The organism is Winogradskyella sp. PC-19 (assembly GCF_002163855.1).
Lineage (GTDB): Bacteria > Bacteroidota > Bacteroidia > Flavobacteriales > Flavobacteriaceae > Winogradskyella.
Window position 1 is genome coordinate 1,441,089 of record NZ_CP019332.1, and the last position, 16,196, is coordinate 1,457,284.

General features: G+C 33.0%; 14 protein-coding genes. 3 read left to right on the forward strand and 11 right to left on the reverse strand.

What is annotated here, in order from left to right; all coding sequences use genetic code 11:
* Positions 1–7 precede the first annotated feature (7 nt).
* A complete protein-coding gene (locus BTO05_RS06715) occupies positions 8–682 on the forward strand; it encodes an ion channel (protein ID WP_087491917.1) in 675 nt (224 codons plus the stop codon).
* Between the two features lie 90 nt (positions 683–772).
* On the opposite strand, the gene BTO05_RS06720 is transcribed toward BTO05_RS06715, so the two are convergent.
* The 6 genes from BTO05_RS06720 to BTO05_RS06745 form a co-directional block, all read right to left on the reverse strand.
* Positions 773–2,077 carry an acetyl-CoA hydrolase/transferase family protein gene (locus BTO05_RS06720; RefSeq protein ID WP_087491918.1) on the reverse strand — a complete coding sequence of 435 codons (1,305 nt, stop codon included), beginning with the start codon at positions 2,075–2,077 and terminating at the stop codon, positions 773–775.
* Positions 2,078–2,101: 24 nt separating this feature from the next.
* On the reverse strand, positions 2,102–3,940 hold the full coding sequence (locus BTO05_RS06725) for an SLC13 family permease (RefSeq protein ID WP_087491919.1): 1,839 nt from the start codon (positions 3,938–3,940) through the stop codon (positions 2,102–2,104).
* Positions 3,941–4,111: 171 nt separating this feature from the next.
* On the reverse strand, positions 4,112–5,194 hold the full coding sequence (locus BTO05_RS06730) for a bifunctional 3-deoxy-7-phosphoheptulonate synthase/chorismate mutase type II (RefSeq protein WP_087491920.1): 1,083 nt from the start codon (positions 5,192–5,194) through the stop codon (positions 4,112–4,114).
* An 18-nt stretch (positions 5,195–5,212) separates the two neighbouring features.
* A complete protein-coding gene (locus BTO05_RS06735; RefSeq protein WP_087491921.1) occupies positions 5,213–6,064 on the reverse strand; it encodes a prephenate dehydrogenase in 852 nt (283 codons plus the stop codon).
* Between the two features lies 1 nt (position 6,065).
* Positions 6,066–7,211 carry a pyridoxal phosphate-dependent aminotransferase gene (locus BTO05_RS06740; RefSeq protein ID WP_087491922.1) on the reverse strand — a complete coding sequence of 382 codons (1,146 nt, stop codon included), beginning with the start codon at positions 7,209–7,211 and terminating at the stop codon, positions 6,066–6,068.
* Entirely contained in the window at positions 7,208–8,041 is an 834-nt protein-coding gene (locus BTO05_RS06745; protein WP_087491923.1) for a prephenate dehydratase, read from the reverse strand. Before BTO05_RS06745 ends, BTO05_RS06740 begins: the two co-directional genes overlap by 4 nt.
* A gap of 295 nt (positions 8,042–8,336) precedes the next feature.
* Between BTO05_RS06745 and gldA the strand changes: the two genes are divergently transcribed.
* Positions 8,337–9,230 (forward strand): gliding motility-associated ABC transporter ATP-binding subunit GldA, encoded by an 894-nt coding sequence (gldA, locus tag BTO05_RS06750; RefSeq protein ID WP_087491924.1) that lies wholly within the window; start codon positions 8,337–8,339, stop codon positions 9,228–9,230.
* Positions 9,231–9,233: 3 nt separating this feature from the next.
* Complete coding sequence (locus tag BTO05_RS06755) at positions 9,234–9,443, forward strand: hypothetical protein (RefSeq protein WP_087491925.1); 210 nt, start codon at positions 9,234–9,236, stop codon at positions 9,441–9,443.
* Here BTO05_RS06755 and BTO05_RS06760 read toward each other — a convergent pair whose 3' ends face one another.
* The 5 genes from BTO05_RS06760 to BTO05_RS06780 all read right to left on the reverse strand — a co-directional run bounded on the left by BTO05_RS06760 (position 9,444) and on the right by BTO05_RS06780 (position 16,195).
* On the reverse strand, positions 9,444–10,190 hold the full coding sequence (locus BTO05_RS06760) for a head GIN domain-containing protein (protein WP_087491926.1): 747 nt from the start codon (positions 10,188–10,190) through the stop codon (positions 9,444–9,446).
* A complete protein-coding gene (locus BTO05_RS06765; RefSeq protein WP_087491927.1) occupies positions 10,187–11,278 on the reverse strand; it encodes an acyloxyacyl hydrolase in 1,092 nt (363 codons plus the stop codon). Before BTO05_RS06765 ends, BTO05_RS06760 begins: the two co-directional genes overlap by 4 nt.
* 240 nt (positions 11,279–11,518) lie before the next feature.
* Complete coding sequence (metF, locus tag BTO05_RS06770) at positions 11,519–12,475, reverse strand: methylenetetrahydrofolate reductase [NAD(P)H] (RefSeq protein WP_087491928.1); 957 nt, start codon at positions 12,473–12,475, stop codon at positions 11,519–11,521.
* Positions 12,476–12,485: 10 nt separating this feature from the next.
* Positions 12,486–15,194 carry a methionine synthase gene (metH, locus tag BTO05_RS06775; protein ID WP_087491929.1) on the reverse strand — a complete coding sequence of 903 codons (2,709 nt, stop codon included), beginning with the start codon at positions 15,192–15,194 and terminating at the stop codon, positions 12,486–12,488.
* The gene (locus tag BTO05_RS06780) at positions 15,194–16,195 is read right to left on the reverse strand and encodes a homocysteine S-methyltransferase family protein (protein ID WP_087491930.1); all 1,002 of its coding nucleotides are present in this window, start codon (positions 16,193–16,195) and stop codon (positions 15,194–15,196) included. Before BTO05_RS06780 ends, metH begins: the two co-directional genes overlap by 1 nt.
* Position 16,196: the final 1 nt, after the last annotated feature.

Genomic DNA, 16,196 nt, shown 5'->3' on the forward strand with positions numbered 1-16,196 from the left:
TAATATAATGCTAGATAAGTTTTACTCATATCGATTTGAATTATTTTTATTTACTCAATTAATAATACTTTTCGGATCTTTATTTATTCCTATTGATTTATTTGAAAATTGGATAATGCCTCTTTTCTTACTAATTAATATCGCTTCTGGAATTATTTTACTTTCTAAAAAAAGATTGGTCTCTAAATTGTTGGTTATTTTTCTGGCTATTTCAACAACTTTTGTAGTGTTTACATTCTTTGATTCAACTTTGAATGAAAATTACAACTACATTAAACTTGCGTCATACTTCATTTTTTATGGATTCGTAACTATTGAAATTGTTAAACAAGTTTGGAATGCTAAAGATGTTGGTAAAAATGTCATTCTAGGCCTTATAAGCGGTTATATTTCCTTGGGTTTATTATCATTTTTTTTGTGCCTGACTATCGAAATTATTTACCCAAATTCATTTTCAGGAATTACAACACACGCTATAAATATAGGGCCTTCAGAAATGTCAGATAGTCTTATGTATTATAGTTACATTACATTAATGACTATTGGATATGGAGATATTCTTCCTATTACACCAATTGCTCAAAAAGCTGCGATATTTATTGGCTTAATTGGCCAATTTTATCTTGTTGTTTTAACTGCTATAGTTGTCGGAAAATATATTAATCAATCTTCTAAAAATTAATTTCAACTACGTAATTAAATGTTTCACTAGTCTTTTTGGACACTTTAGTAGTTAAATAAGAATCAGTCACAAATATATTGTACTTTTAAACTATAATTTAAAAGATAAATAATCATGAAAACCATTAAATCGATTATACATTTCTTTTAGTAAATGTTCTTGATGGTCAGGATGTGCAATCTCAATTAATGCCTTTGCACGTTGTTTCAAGCTTTTCCCAAAAAGATTTACCACACCATATTCTGTAGCTATATAGTGTACGTGTGCTCTTGTAGTAGTCACACCTGCTCCTGTTTTTAGAAATGGTACAATTTTAGTATCGCCACGTTTTGTTATTGACGGCATTGCAATGATAGCCTTACCACCTTTAGATAAAGATGCACCTCTAATAAAATCCATTTGACCACCGACACCAGAATATTGGTAAGCTCCGATAGTATCTGCACAAACTTGACCTGTAAAATCGATTTCAATAGCACTATTAATTGCCGTGACTTTAGGGTTCAATTTTATTATTGATGTATCATTGGTATAAGATGCCTCTTTAAAATCTACAGCTGGATTATCATCAACAAAATCGTAGAGTTTTTGAGAACCTACAGCAAAAGTAGTTAAGATTTTTCCTGGCTTTACTTTTTTGTCTTCACCTGTAATAATGCCTTTTTCTATTAAAGGTAATACCCCATCAGAAAACATCTCGGTGTGTATCCCTAAGCGCTTATGATTGGTCAAATTATTTAATACCGCATTAGGAATATTACCAATTCCCATTTGTAAAGTTGCACCATCTTCGACCAAAGCAGCCACGTGTTTTCCTATTTGCACTTCTATATCTGAAGGTGCAGAAACTATAGATTGATGTATTGGTGAGTCTACCTCAACAGCATAATTAATATGACTGATATGAATAATACCATCACCATGAGTTCTTGGTACTTTTGGGTTAACCATAGCAACAACAGTTTTTGCTGTTTCAATTGCTGGCAAAGTCACGTCTACTGATACACCTAAAGAACAATAACCGTGCTTATCTGGTGGTGAAACTTGAATAAAAGCTACGTCTATTGGTAATATATTACGTCTGAATAACAAATTAATTTCACTTAAGAAAACCGGAATATAATCGCCATTATTGGTATTAACACCTTTTCTAACATTTCCACCAACAAAACAAGTAGATAAACTAAAAGCTTTGCTGTAAGGTGCTTCTAAATACTTTGCTTCTCCGTCTGTATGAATTTGAATGATATCTATGTCACTTAACTCTTCATAGCGCTCACATAAGGCGTCAATTAAAAGATTTGGTGTCATTGCTGCACCTTGAAAGAATACTCTGTTTCCAGATTTAACAACTGATACTGCTGTTTGTAAATCGACTATCTTTAAGTTACTCATAACTAATGTTTTATTTATTAAAATTTAATAAGGCCAAATTAAAGGCACTAACACCATAGCCATTGCAAAAAACAACAACAGTAATGGTGACCCAACTTTTACATAATCCATAAACTTATAATCACCAGCAGACATGACCATTGCATTTGTAGTCGTTCCAACTGGTGTTAAAAAAGCTGTTGATGCTGCAATTGCAACAACAATCATAAATGGTTCTGGCGAAATATTTAATGTAGTAGCTGCTAAAATAGCTATGGGTGCCATCAAAACAGCCGTAGCAGAATTGTTAATCGCCTGACTAAATCCAGTAGTCAATAAAAAAATTCCACCAAGTAAAATCGTTGGATGTATATTTCCTAAACTTGTAACCAGGCTATTTGCCGCAAGCTCTGCAACACCTGTTTTTTGAAGTGCTAATCCCATTGGAATCATAGCTGCAATCATTACAACACTTATCCAACTAATACCTTTATAAGCCTTAGAAATTGGCACACAACCTGTTAATAAAATGACACCTGCAGAAATCATAGCAGCTATGGCTCCTGGCACAACTTTAAAAACTAAAAGAGCTATCATTAACAACAACATTGCCAAGGCTATATACGATTTATAAGTCAACTTATTAACGTCCTTTGCCATACTTTCTGGACTTCCAGAAATCACTAGATTTTTATACACACTTTTTAAATGCTCAATACGCTGCCAAGTACCTCTAATGATAAAAGCATCACCTGCTTTTACCGCAATATTTTTATCCTTTAGTGGTTTATTATTTCTTGAAGCAGCAACAAGTTGAATACCTGCTTGTTTTAAATACAACCCCATTGGTATATTATGTCCTAGAAACATGGAGTTAGGTGTAATAATCATCTCTGCCAAACCAACTTCTTGATTTATAAATTCTTCCTTTAAATCCTCGTTGCTGTTTTTGAAAGGAATAACATTCAGCTTAAATTTTAGAATTAATTTATCTACATCTTCTGTTTTTCCTTTTACAGTAATTATATCGTGATATTGCAATATGGTATCTGGCGTAGGGAACTCGACGTAAGGCTTCACGCCTTTTACAATATTTGGAAATCGTCTTCGTAGTCTAATTATTGATACATTATACTTATTATCAAAATCCCAATCGCCGATAGCGGTGTTGAGTAATGGCGACATAGACCTCACACGAAGACGGTAAATGTTTTCGCCTATACTATAGTTCTCTATCCACTCATGCATTTCTGAATCAATATTAATAGGCTGGTTTTCGGATGTGTTTTTTGGCAATAATTTATAACCTAAAAACCTGAAATATAAGATTGAAATTATAAGTAGTGGAAATCCAATAAGAGTGAATTCAAAAAATGAAAAAGCTTCAAAACCGTTTTCGATTAATGCATTACTTGCAATAATATTTGGTGGTGTGCCTGTTAACGTCAATAGGCCTCCAGTATTTGATCCAAAGGCAACTGGCATTAATAATTTTGAAGGTACTGTACCCATTTTAAAAGCTGAAGAAACTGTAACAGGTAATAATGTTGCAACAGTACCTGTATTACTTACAAAACCTGATAAAATTCCTGAACCAAAAGTGACTAAAACCAGTAACTTAGGGATACTTTTTTCTGCCCACTTTACAAATCTTTGACCAGCCAAAGCTGTCCAACCTGTTTGAGATAATCCTTCTCCAATAATAAAGAGAGAGGCAATCATTATAACTGTCGGATTACTAAAACCACTTAGCGTTTCGTTTAAATCCAATATGCCAAATAAAAACAAACTAAGCATTGAGACTAAAGCAACAATATCTGGCGTGAATTTTCCCCAAACGAATAAAGCGATAGTTATGGTTAAAATAATGAGAAGTGTGGTCATTAATATATTCTATTTTGAAGTTTTTTCTTCTAAAATAAGCTAAAACAAAATTACTATCAGAAAACTCAAAAGATAATGACTTATGTCATAATTTTATAATTATTATAAAGTTTTGAGTTCATATAAAAAGGCTTGCCAATGGCAAGCCTTTTTATATTTAGAGGATAACTATTAGTTATTTATAATCTTCTCTTGATGATTAATTGATTCTTGGTGAATGGCTTTAAATACACGAAGAATAAACTCTTCGCTTAAACTTTTCTCTTCACCTTGAAGAATCATCTTACCCAAAATTTCGTTCCAACGTTTAGATTGTAATACAGCTACATTATGGTCTTTTTTGAGTTGACCGATAGCATCGGCAATATTCATTCGCTTACCAAGCATCTCAATGAGTTGGTGATCCACAACATCAATCTGAGTTCTTAGAGTATTAATCTTATTTTTGAATTCAGCGGCTTCTCCTACCTCTTTACGGATACGTAAATCTTCAGTATACTTTGTTAGAGTATCTGGTGTAATTTGTTGTGCAGCATCACTCCACGCTTTGTCTGGATTATGATGTGTCTCTATCATTAAGCCATCGTAGTTTAAATCTAATGCTGTTTGACTTAGCTCAAAAATAATATCACGACGTCCAGCAATGTGCGATGGATCTAGGATTATTGGTAAATCTGGAAACCGATCCTGTAAATCTACAGCTATCTGCCACTCTGGATTATTTCTATATCTCGTTTTTTCATATGTAGAAAACCCTCTATGAATTACTCCCAAATTCTTTACATCGGCAGTATAAAAGCGCTCTACAGCTCCTAACCATAAGGCTAAATCTGGGTTTACAGGATTCTTGATTAAAACAGTTTTATCAGTTCCTTTTAAAGCATCTGCAATATCTTGGACGATAAAAGGACTAACTGTTGTTCTTGCACCTATCCAAAGAATATCAATATCATGTTTTAAGGCTAAATCTACGTGATTAGCATTTGCTACTTCTGTTGTGGTTAACAATCCTGTTTCTTCTTTTGCACGTTGCATCCACTTGAGTCCAAGAGCTCCAACACCTTCAAAATTTCCTGGTCGTGTTCTAGGTTTCCAAATTCCTGCTCTAAAAACCGTTGCATCACTATCTTTTAATTGGTGAGCAATTTTTAGTACTTGCTCTTCTGTTTCTGCGCTACATGGCCCAGCAATAACTAGTGGATGATCTAATCCAAAAGCGTCTAGCCAATTTCTAAGTTCCTTTTTATTTTCCATTTTTTCTTTTTCTTATCTCTATTTAATTCCGTTAAGAATTTGCTTTATATAGTTTGTGTTTTCCATTTCTTGGTATACAGAGTCAAAATTGTCTTGCTCCATCAAGCTTTTGAAATGTTTTAAGTTGTTTATGTATTCGTCTAATGTTTCTATAACATTGGTTTTATTTTGTTCAAAAATTGGTGTCCACATCGCTGGACTACTTTTTGCTAAACGTACTGTACTTTCAAAACCACTGCCCGCCATATCAAAAATATCACGTTCGTTTTTTTCTTTTTCGATAACTGTTTTTCCTAACATAAATGCACTAATATGTGACAGATGCGACATGTAAGCAATGTGCCTATCATGTGCTTTAGGGTTCATATAGCGTATGCGCATACCTAAGTCTCTAAAAAGCTCTAAAGCTTTCTCCTGAAGTTTAAAAGCTGTTTCTTCGACCTCACAAATAATGTTAGTTTTATCTTGAAATAAACCTTTTACCGCTGCTTTTGGACCTGAAAATTCTGTACCTGCAATTGGGTGTGCAGACAGATAATGTCGTCTGTTTGGATGATATTTTACTTTATCACAAATATCTTCTTTGGTAGAACCAACATCAAAAACAATGGTGTTCTCTCCAATATTATCAAGAACTTCTGGCAAATAATTAAGAGTTGCGTCTACAGGAATTGCAACAATAACCATATCGGTTTCTTTAAGCTGATTTATAGTTGCTGATTTATCGATAATCCCAAGCGAAATAGCTTCATCTAAATGTGCTTTATTCTTATCGATACCATAAATAATTGACTTTGGATATTTTGTCTTGATATCTAAAGCAAAACTGCCACCTATTAACCCAACTCCTATGATTGCTACACTCTTCATTTTACTTTACTCTAGCTATAGCTTCTTTGATTACTGACTCTTCTTCACAAATAGAAAACCTAACATAACCTTCGCCATTACTTCCAAAAACGGTTCCTGGAGCCACAAAAATACTGTGCTCTTTTAGTACTAAATCAGTAAACTCTTCACTCTTTATATGTTCAGGTAATTTTGCCCAGACAAATAATCCAGATACATCATCATTACAAGTACAGTTTAGTGATTCAGCTAATTCCCATACTAATTCACGTCTTTTTCTGTAAATACTATTTAAACTTTCGAACCACATCTCAGAACTCTTAAGTGCTTCTACTGCTCCTTTTTGTATGCCATAAAACATTCCAGAATCCATATTACTCTTAACTTTTAAAACTGCATTTACATAATCGTAATTACCAACAACCATTCCTGCACGCCAACCTGCCATATTGAATGTTTTACTGATTGAATTCAATTCTAAACATACATCTTTCGCTTGCCTATATTGTAATATACTTTTTGGCTTATCGTTTAGAATAAAGCTATATGGATTATCATTTACAATTAAGATATCATGGCGCTTTCCAAAAGCGATAACATCGTCATAAAATTTGTGAGACGCATTATTTCCTGTTGGCATATTTGGATAATTAATCCACATGATTTTTACCTTACTTAAATCCATACGCTCTAAAGTCACAAAATCTGGTAACCAGTTATTTTCTTCTTTTAAATCATAAAAAACAGGCTCAGCTTCTAATAATTTTGCAACACTAGCATAAGTTGGATATCCTGGATTTGGAATTAAAACACCATCACCTTTATTTAAAAAAGCCATAGAAATATGCATGACACCTTCTTTACTTCCCATTAATGGCAAAACTTCGGTTTTTGCGCTTAATGAGACTCTATAATGCCTTTTGTAGAAATCCGCAACAGCATCTCTAAACTCAGGAATACCTTGGTAACTTTGATACTTGTGCGCTCCTGCATGATGAAGACTTTCCTCTAAAGCCATAATAGCTTTTAATGGTGGATCTAAATCTGGGCTACCAATACCAAGGTTAATAATAGGCTTACCTTGAGACTTTAAAAAAGCCACTTCTTTAAGTTTTACAGAAAAGTAGTATTCTTCTACCTGCTTAAGTCGTTCTGCTACTTCTATCATGATTTTGCGTTTTTATATTCCCCTAAAATCTTAAAATTTTCTGCCATAATATTTACAATAGATTTTGCTTTTTTGTAATCTGTGTACTCATCAAAGGTAACATCTATAAAGAAAGCATACTTCCAAGGCATATCAATCTTTGGTAAAGATTGAATTTTAGTTAGGTTTAGTTTACAATCACTTAACACATTAAGTATCGCTGCCAAACTACCACGTTTGTGGTCTAACTCAAATTTTAATGATGCTTTATTGATATCAGTATCATTGATATTTGCTTTCTCACTCTTAACAATAACAAAACGTGTTTCGTTGTGTTTAATAGTCTGAATACTTTGTGCCAAAATATCTAAGCCATACAAACTAGAAGCCGTTTTACTAGCTATTGCTGCAATACCTTTAATATTATTCTCTGAAATCGATTTAGCAACATCGGCAGTATCTTTTGCTTCAACCAATTTTATTTTTGGATACAATTTAAAGAACGCTTTACATTGTAATAATGCCATTGGGTGAGAGTGCACTTCTTTTATATCTTCTATTTTTTGACCAGGAAACGCTATTAAATTATGCTGAATATCTAAATAATACTCGCCAATAATATTTAAATCATGAGTATCAATTAATGCATAATTTGGAATAATCGAACCTGCAATAGAATTTTCGATGGCCATCACTGCCACGTCTGAAGTTTTATCTAAAACACTCTCTACCAACACATCAAAGCTTAAACACTCTACCAATGACTGTGTGCCATCAAAAAACTTTTCTACCACACTGTGATGAAAAGATCCTTTGATGCCCTGAATGGCTATCGTGCTTATTGTACTCATTATTAAAAATAATCTTTAAAACTACTGCAAAAAAAAATCCCGATTTTCATCGAGACTTAGTTCAAATATATGTTATAAATTACACACACAACGTCTCGATCTTTTTGTCAAAAAAGAAATAAAGCCAGTTGTAATATGTATGATTTGTAGTTTTCATTGGTGCTAATGTATATAATAAAATCGCAAAACAAAATACTAAAGCCTAATTTTTAATGTTTTATCTGAAAAATTAAAGATTAGCCTGTAATTTAGTCTTTACATTACATATTGTTTATTTTTGAAAAAAGATATTAAGATGTCAATAAAAGTTGAGAATATCACCAAGGTATACGGCGAACAAAAAGCTTTAAATAATATTTCTTTCTCAGTAAATGCTGCCGAAATTGTTGGTTTTTTAGGCCCAAATGGAGCTGGAAAATCTACTATGATGAAAATATTGACAACTTATATAAATCCATCTGGAGGTGAGGCCAAAGTCAATGGATATGATATCGACAGTGATAAAAAGTCTGTTCAAAGTTCCGTAGGTTATTTACCTGAGCACAACCCTTTATATACCGAACTTTACGTTAGAGAATATCTAAAGTTTAATGCAGATGTATACGGCGTTAACAAAACACGCATCGAAGAAGTTATTGACCTAACAGGATTAACACCAGAATCTCAGAAAAAAATAGGGCAACTCTCCAAAGGTTATCGTCAACGTGTTGGCTTAGCAAATGCGATGCTTCACAATCCTGAAGTACTAATTTTAGATGAGCCTACAACTGGATTAGACCCAAATCAGTTGGTCGATATCAGAAATCTTATTAAAAATATCGGCAAAGAAAAGACGGTATTTCTATCCACACATATTATGCAAGAAGTCGAAGCTATGTGTGATCGTGTAATTATAATTAATAAAGGTGAAATTGTTGCAGACAAGTATTTAGCAGAGATGCGACAAGGACAAGAACAAGTTGTTGTTGTAGAATTTGACTATCGCGTAGAGGATACTTTTTTATTAAAATTACCGAATGTTAGCTCTGTAAAAAATACACATGATTTTATTTATGAAATCACATTTTCTACTACAGAGGATATGCGCTCTCATGTTTTTGATTTTGCTCATGACAATGAGTTAAAGATTCTTCAGCTTAATCAAAAAAATGAAAGTTTAGAAAGTTTGTTTAGAGAATTGACTAATTAAATTATGGCTGATTTTATAGGTGAATTTTTAGGCCAACTTATGATTGAAATACTACCAAGTTTATTTAAACGTATTGGAGTCAGTGTAAAATGGTTATTCTATTTGGGAAGAAAAAAATTCAAAATTCTGATAAAAGAAGAATGGAACAAGAGAATTGGGTTTGGAGTATTTATACTTTTAGCTTACGTTGCAGTTCGTTTAATATTTAATTAATTACTCGAAAATTAATCTCCCATTAAAGACTTCCTCGACATCAACGATTGGAGGTTGGTTAACTGAAATGACATTTCCCGTAGATAAAATTCTTCCCGTTATAGATTGTTGTGGATTGACAATCATGTCGTTTGTCCCACGATGAAATACGGATACGTTTTGAGCTATTAAGTTTTCGCCTTCAAAACGACTATTTCCTCCTACAAAATTGATGTTCAAATCTTCTACATCTCCAGATAGGTAGAAAAAAGATAAATTATTTGAAGTAATTTGTAAGTCAACTACGTCTAGTTCTAATCTGAAATCTCCAATAGCAAAATTATCAGATGATGAAAAGTCTTCAGAGATTAGCGTCATATTATTAAAATCTAAAATACCGTCAGATTTAATTTCAAATTGTGTAGAACATCTTATCTCTGTAAGATTTGGTGTAGTTACAAACACTTTAGTTATCCCAAAATCACGTACATAATTACAATTATTATTGTCGGTTAATACTAATAGATTACCAATGACTTCGACTATAACATCATTTAATAAATTTTCTCCAGTTTCGACAATAACTTCTTGAGTAGCGCCTTGTTTTATAATTAGCTCTACATCTCTATTGACTAAGATTCTTTCAAAATTAGCGACAGAAAACTCTTGTTGAATACTATTTCCTGCAGTTTGAAAACAATCTGGCGCACTGTCGCTATCACAACCTAAAAAGAGTAATAATCCAAATATGTAAATTATCTTTTTCATAATCGTAATCCAATTCCTAATTCAACGGCTTCTGCTCTAAATCCATGTGATTTAAGCGTTAAAGCAGCGAACCATTTATTATCAAAATATCGTTTTAATCCAGCTCTAATATATGTACGACTTTCAAAATTAAAAGGGTAATAAATATAATACCCAAATTGGGTTTCTAAAGAAAAATTATTTACAAACAACTCATGTCCAGCAAAAATTCCAATACGTTTGTAATCTTCATCTCCAGTGACCCCATTACCTAATGCTGCTGTACTTTCATAACGAATTAACTCTTTTAAAAAATTAGAAAAAAACACATCTGCTCCAAATTGAATAGCGCTTTTACGATTAATTCTTTTATCAACATATGCAGAAAAAATATAGAAAGGATATTGTCCGCTACCAATAATATCACTCTGGTTAATACCTGACCTAAAAGCAAAATTATATTTTATGGGTTCAGTAAATTTCTCATCTTTCAAATCATGAATATATTCAGGATTTTCTTCATCTAAGTCATAAGTAACTCCAACATTCAATGCTATAGTATTTACACTTGTATTTGGTGCTTTAACATTTGCGTTAGAATAGTGTATTAATGAAAATCCTGCTTGTAGACCAAAATGGTCAAAAATGCGTTCTTTTTTGTAATTGAGCATTACATAAGTACTGCTTAATAGACTTGAGCCAAAGGCAATATTTTTAGGGTTTGATTCTCTGTCATAAGGATTACTGGTGTAGCCAATACCTTGGCCAATACGGAACATTAGATTACGGTTAAAAAAGTAAAAGTTATAATGCCCATAAACCCCAAAATTATCCCCTAGTTCTCTACTCTTTAAATCTTGATATATAAAAGAAGCACCATAATCTGGATAATTATAGCGCTGTTCCCAATTCTCTTGCCCAAAGGTTTTTTTGTTCCAACTTAGTATTACACCGTCTGGTCTTCCGTTAATTAAACCTAAAAGATTATTATCATGAAGTGCTATGTAACCCTTAAAGTAATTGGCGTCAAAATAAGATTCAGTATCTTCCTCTTGAGCGGTCAAGACTATCGATAAAAACAAAAATAAACTTACTAATCTTATTTGCATTTTATATTTTTCAGTAGCAAATGTAAGTAAAAATGTATCGTTATCTTTAATAACTTATTGGATTAAAAAAGAAGATATGCCGCAAACAAAGAGCCAATAGCTAAGATTAAAACCTGAAAGGCAAATCTAAATTCTAATTTATACTTTTTGATAGTTTTCATTATATTATTTTTTTCAAATTTCAGGATGAAATCTATTATAAATGTTAAGGCAAATAAAAACTACTGTTAAATAAATAATCTAAAAAACTGCTTTGGCAACTTCTTTTATGTTACTACTTTTTCCCATAGAGTAATAATGTAGTACTGGTATCCCAGCATCTTGTAACTCTTTAGATTGCGCAATACACCATTCAATACCGACTTCTCTTACTTGACTATTATTCTTACATTTAATCACCTCTATTACTAAATCTTCTGGTAGGTCTACATAAAAACGATGCGGTAATAAATTAAGTTGTTTTTTTGTTGAAATAGGTTTCAATCCCGGGATAATTGGCACTTCAATACCTGCTTTTCTACATTTATCCACAAAATCAAAATACTTCTGATTATCAAAAAACATTTGAGTAACTACATATTCGGCACCATTTTTTATTTTCTTTTTTAAGAAATGTATATCACTTTCTAGACTTGGTGCTTCCATATGCTTTTCTGGGTATGCACCAACGCCAACACAGAAATTAGTTTTACTACAATTTTGAAGTTCATCATCTAAATAAATACCATTATTTAAATCTGAAATTTGACTGACCAACTCACTAGCATAAGCATGACCTTCTGGCTCTGGTTTGAAGTAAGTTTCTGTTTTAACCGCATCTCCACGCAGCGCTACTACATTGTCTATACCTAAAAAGTCAAGATCTATTAAAAAATTTTCTGTGTCTTCTTTTGTAAAACCACCGCATAGAATGTGTGGTATTGCATCTACACCATATTTATTTTGAATGGCAGCACAAATACCTACTGTACCTGGACGTTTTTTTACAATCTGTTTCTTTAACAAACCATTACCTACATCTTTAAACGTATACTCTTCTCTATGGTAAGTAACATCAATAAATGGCGGTTTAAATTCCATTAACGGGTCTATATTATCGAATATTGATTGAATGTCTTGACCTTTTAAAGGTGGTAAAATCTCAAACGAAAATTGTGAATCTCCATTTCCGTTATTTATATGTTCAGTTACTTTCATAATCTTTTTTTTAGTCAGCAAGATTTGGGTTTAACCATTTTTGAGCTTCTTCTTTTGTAATATTTCTTCGTTTTGAGTAATCTATTAATTGGTCTTCAGTAATTTTTCCAAGGCCAAAATATTTGGCTTCTTTGTTACCAAAGTAATAACCACTAACACTTGCAGCTGGCCACATCGCTAAACTTTCAGTAAGTTTTACACCTATCTGATTTTCTACATCCAACAACTTCCAAATAGTTGTTTTTTCTAAATGGTCAGGACAAGCTGGATACCCAGGTGCAGGACGAATACCTTTGTAATCTTCTTTTATTAATTCTTGATTACTTAAATTTTCACTTGATGCATATCCCCAATAATTAGTTCTAACTTCTTTGTGCAAATATTCAGCAAAAGCTTCAGCCAAACGATCCGCTAATGCCTTAATCATAATTGAATTATAATCGTCATTATCAACTTCAAATTGCTCTGCCAGTACTTTCGTTCCAAAACCTGTAGTAACACAAAAAGCACCTATATAATCTTGATACCCTTTTTCTTTTGGCGCAATAAAATCCGCAAGAGCATGATTAGGAACGCATTCTCGTTTTTTGAGTTGTTGGCGAAGTGTAAGAAATTTATATACTTCTTGATGAGATGCTGAATCAAGTTCAGCATGACAATCTTTTATTGTCACCTCAATATCATCATCATTTACAGTGTTTGCAGGGAACAAACCAAAAATAGCTTTAGCTTCTAAGAGTTTCTTATCAAAAACTTTTTGCAATAACTCTTGCGCATCAGCAAATAATTCAGTTGCTTGTTCACCAACTATTTCATCATTTAAAATAGCGGGATACTTACCGTGTAAATCCCAACTTCTGAAAAATGGAGACCAATCGATATAAGCTTCCAATTTTTTAATATCAAAATCGTCAATAATTTGCACACCTAATTCTTTAGGCTTTACAATTTCTGTAGTTTTCCAATCAATTTGATACTTGTTTTTTCGAGCATCAGTGATTGATAAATACTCTTTTTGTTTTCCTCTAGTTAAAAACTGTTCACGGAATTTATCATACTCTTCTCGTATTTGATTTTTATAAACAGAACTATCTTTTTGAAGTAAATCGCCGACAACAGTAACTGCTCTAGATGCATCATTAATATGAATCACTGTATTTTGATAATGCGGTGCAATTTTTACGGCGGTGTGTGCCTTACTAGTTGTAGCACCACCAATAATTAAAGGTATTTCAATATTCTGTTTTTCTAACTCTTTAGAAACATATACCATTTCGTCTAAAGATGGTGTGATCAAGCCACTTAAACCAATAACATCGACTTGCTCTTTTACAGCAGTTTCTATAATTTTTTCTGGAGGCACCATAACACCTAAATCTATTATCTCGTAATTATTACAGCCTAAAACAACACTTACAATATTCTTCCCAATATCATGCACATCGCCTTTTACAGTTGCCATTAATATTTTACCTGCAAACTCTTGCTTACCATCTTTTTCTGCTTCAATAAATGGCTGTAAATAAGCCACTGCTTTTTTCATAACGCGAGCCGATTTTACAACTTGTGGCAAAAACATTTTTCCGCTTCCAAATAAATCCCCAACTACATTCATTCCTGTCATTAAATGACCTTCAATAACTTCAATTGGTTTTGAAACAGACAGTCTTGCTTTTTCTACATCTTCAACAATAAAACTGTCAATCCCTTTTACTAAAGCATGTGTTATCCTATCCTGTAATTCTCCATTTCGCCATTCTAAAACGGTTTCTGTTGTTTCTTTTTTATTCCCTTTAACAGTTTCTGCAAAGTCTAATAAACGCTCTGTAGCATCATCTCTTTTATCAAATAAAACATCTTCAACACGTTCTAAAAGATCACTATCAATCTCATCATAAATCTCTAGCATTGTTGGGTTTACAATCCCTAAATTCATCCCGTTTTTTATAGCATGATATAAAAATGAAGAGTGCATGGCTTCACGTACCGCATTATTCCCTCGGAAGCTAAACGAGACATTACTTACACCTCCAGAAACGTTAGCATGTGGTAAGTTTTCTCTAATCCATTTTGTAGCATTAAAAAAATCAAGAGCATTTTTTCTATGCTCTTCCATACCTGTAGCCACAGGAAAAATATTTGGATCAAAGATGATGTCCTGAGCAGGAAATCCTACTTCGTTTACTAAAATATTGTAGGAACGCTTGCAAATTTCAATCCGTCTTTCGTAAGTGTCTGCTTGACCTTTTTCGTCAAATGCCATTACTATTACAGCAGCTCCGTAACGTTTTACTAGTTTTGCTTGATGCTTAAACTGTTCTTCACCTTCTTTTAAGCTTATAGAGTTTACAACACTTTTTCCTTGTACGACTTGTAATCCAGCTTCAATGATTTCCCATTTTGAACTATCAATCATAATTGGCACTCGAGCAATATCTGGCTCTGATGCAATAAGATTTAAAAATGTTGTCATGGCTTCTACACCATCGAGCATACCTTCGTCCATATTAACATCGATGATTTGGGCACCACCTTCAACCTGATCTCTTGCAACACTTAAAGCCTCTTCAAATTTTTCTTCTTTAATCAACCGAAGAAATTTACGTGAACCCGTAACATTTGTACGTTCACCAACATTGATAAAGTTAGATTCTGGTGTAACTACAAGAGGTTCTAATCCAGATAAGGTTAAATATTTTTTAGAATCACTGCTTGCCATTATGCTTCAACTTGTATTTGTCTGGGTTTATATTTTGATGCTACTTCTGCAATCGCTTTTATATGGTCTGGGTTTGTACCACAACATCCACCGATGATATTTATCAAATCGTCTTTAAGGTAATCTTCAATATAACCTTGCATTTCTTCAGCTGTCTCGTCATATTCTCCAAATGCATTAGGTAAGCCTGCATTTGGATGTGCAGAAGTATAAAATTCTGTTTCGTTAGAGAGCCGTTGTAAATACGGTTGTAATTGTTCTGCTCCTAAGGCACAATTAAAACCAACACTTAATAATGGGATATGAGATATTGATGTTAAAAAAGCTTCGACTGTTTGACCAGATAATGTGCGCCCCGAAGCATCAGTTATTGTTCCTGACACCATAATTGGTATATCAATATTGCGTTCTTCCTTGACTTCTTCAATCGCAAATAAAGCCGCTTTGGCATTTAGCGTGTCAAATATAGTTTCTACTAAAAGCACATCGACACCACCATCAAGTAAGGCTTCAACTTGCTGCTTATATGCTTTTCGTAATTCTTCAAAAGTAACGGCGCGAAATTCAGGCTTATTTACATCTGGAGATAAACTAGCCGTTCTGTTAGTTGGTCCAATACTACCAGCTACAAATCGAGGCTTATTTGGATTATGACTTGTAAATTCTTCTGCTACTGCTTTTGCAATTTTTGCAGATTCGTAATTTAGTTCGTAAACCAAATCTTCCATATTATAATCGGCCATAGCAATTGTAGTCCCTGAAAAAGTATTGGTTTCTACGATATCTGCACCAGCTTCAAAATACTGCCTATGAACATTTGCAATAGCTTCTGGCTGTGTCAACGATAATAAATCGTTATTACCTTGTAATGGTGTTGGATAATCTTTAAAACGTTCGCCACGAAAATCAGACTCAGTAAAACTATGGCGCTGAAGCATTGTACCCATTGCACCATCTAAAACTAATATTCTCTTTTGAATTTCTTCCTTAATTCTACTCATA

Coding starts and splice junctions, on each gene's coding strand:
- BTO05_RS06715 (WP_087491917.1), top strand. CDS start 8: ATGCTAGATAAGTTTTACTCATATCGATTTGAATTATTTTTATTTACT.
- BTO05_RS06720 (WP_087491918.1), bottom strand. CDS start 2,077: ATGAGTAACTTAAAGATAGTCGATTTACAAACAGCAGTATCAGTTGTT.
- BTO05_RS06725 (WP_087491919.1), bottom strand. CDS start 3,940: ATGACCACACTTCTCATTATTTTAACCATAACTATCGCTTTATTCGTT.
- BTO05_RS06730 (WP_087491920.1), bottom strand. CDS start 5,194: ATGGAAAATAAAAAGGAACTTAGAAATTGGCTAGACGCTTTTGGATTA.
- BTO05_RS06735 (WP_087491921.1), bottom strand. CDS start 6,064: ATGAAGAGTGTAGCAATCATAGGAGTTGGGTTAATAGGTGGCAGTTTT.
- BTO05_RS06740 (WP_087491922.1), bottom strand. CDS start 7,211: ATGATAGAAGTAGCAGAACGACTTAAGCAGGTAGAAGAATACTACTTT.
- BTO05_RS06745 (WP_087491923.1), bottom strand. CDS start 8,041: ATGAGTACAATAAGCACGATAGCCATTCAGGGCATCAAAGGATCTTTT.
- gldA (WP_087491924.1), top strand. CDS start 8,337: ATGTCAATAAAAGTTGAGAATATCACCAAGGTATACGGCGAACAAAAA.
- BTO05_RS06755 (WP_087491925.1), top strand. CDS start 9,234: ATGGCTGATTTTATAGGTGAATTTTTAGGCCAACTTATGATTGAAATA.
- BTO05_RS06760 (WP_087491926.1), bottom strand. CDS start 10,190: ATGAAAAAGATAATTTACATATTTGGATTATTACTCTTTTTAGGTTGT.
- BTO05_RS06765 (WP_087491927.1), bottom strand. CDS start 11,278: ATGCAAATAAGATTAGTAAGTTTATTTTTGTTTTTATCGATAGTCTTG.
- metF (WP_087491928.1), bottom strand. CDS start 12,475: ATGAAAGTAACTGAACATATAAATAACGGAAATGGAGATTCACAATTT.
- metH (WP_087491929.1), bottom strand. CDS start 15,194: ATGGCAAGCAGTGATTCTAAAAAATATTTAACCTTATCTGGATTAGAA.
- BTO05_RS06780 (WP_087491930.1), bottom strand. CDS start 16,195: ATGAGTAGAATTAAGGAAGAAATTCAAAAGAGAATATTAGTTTTAGAT.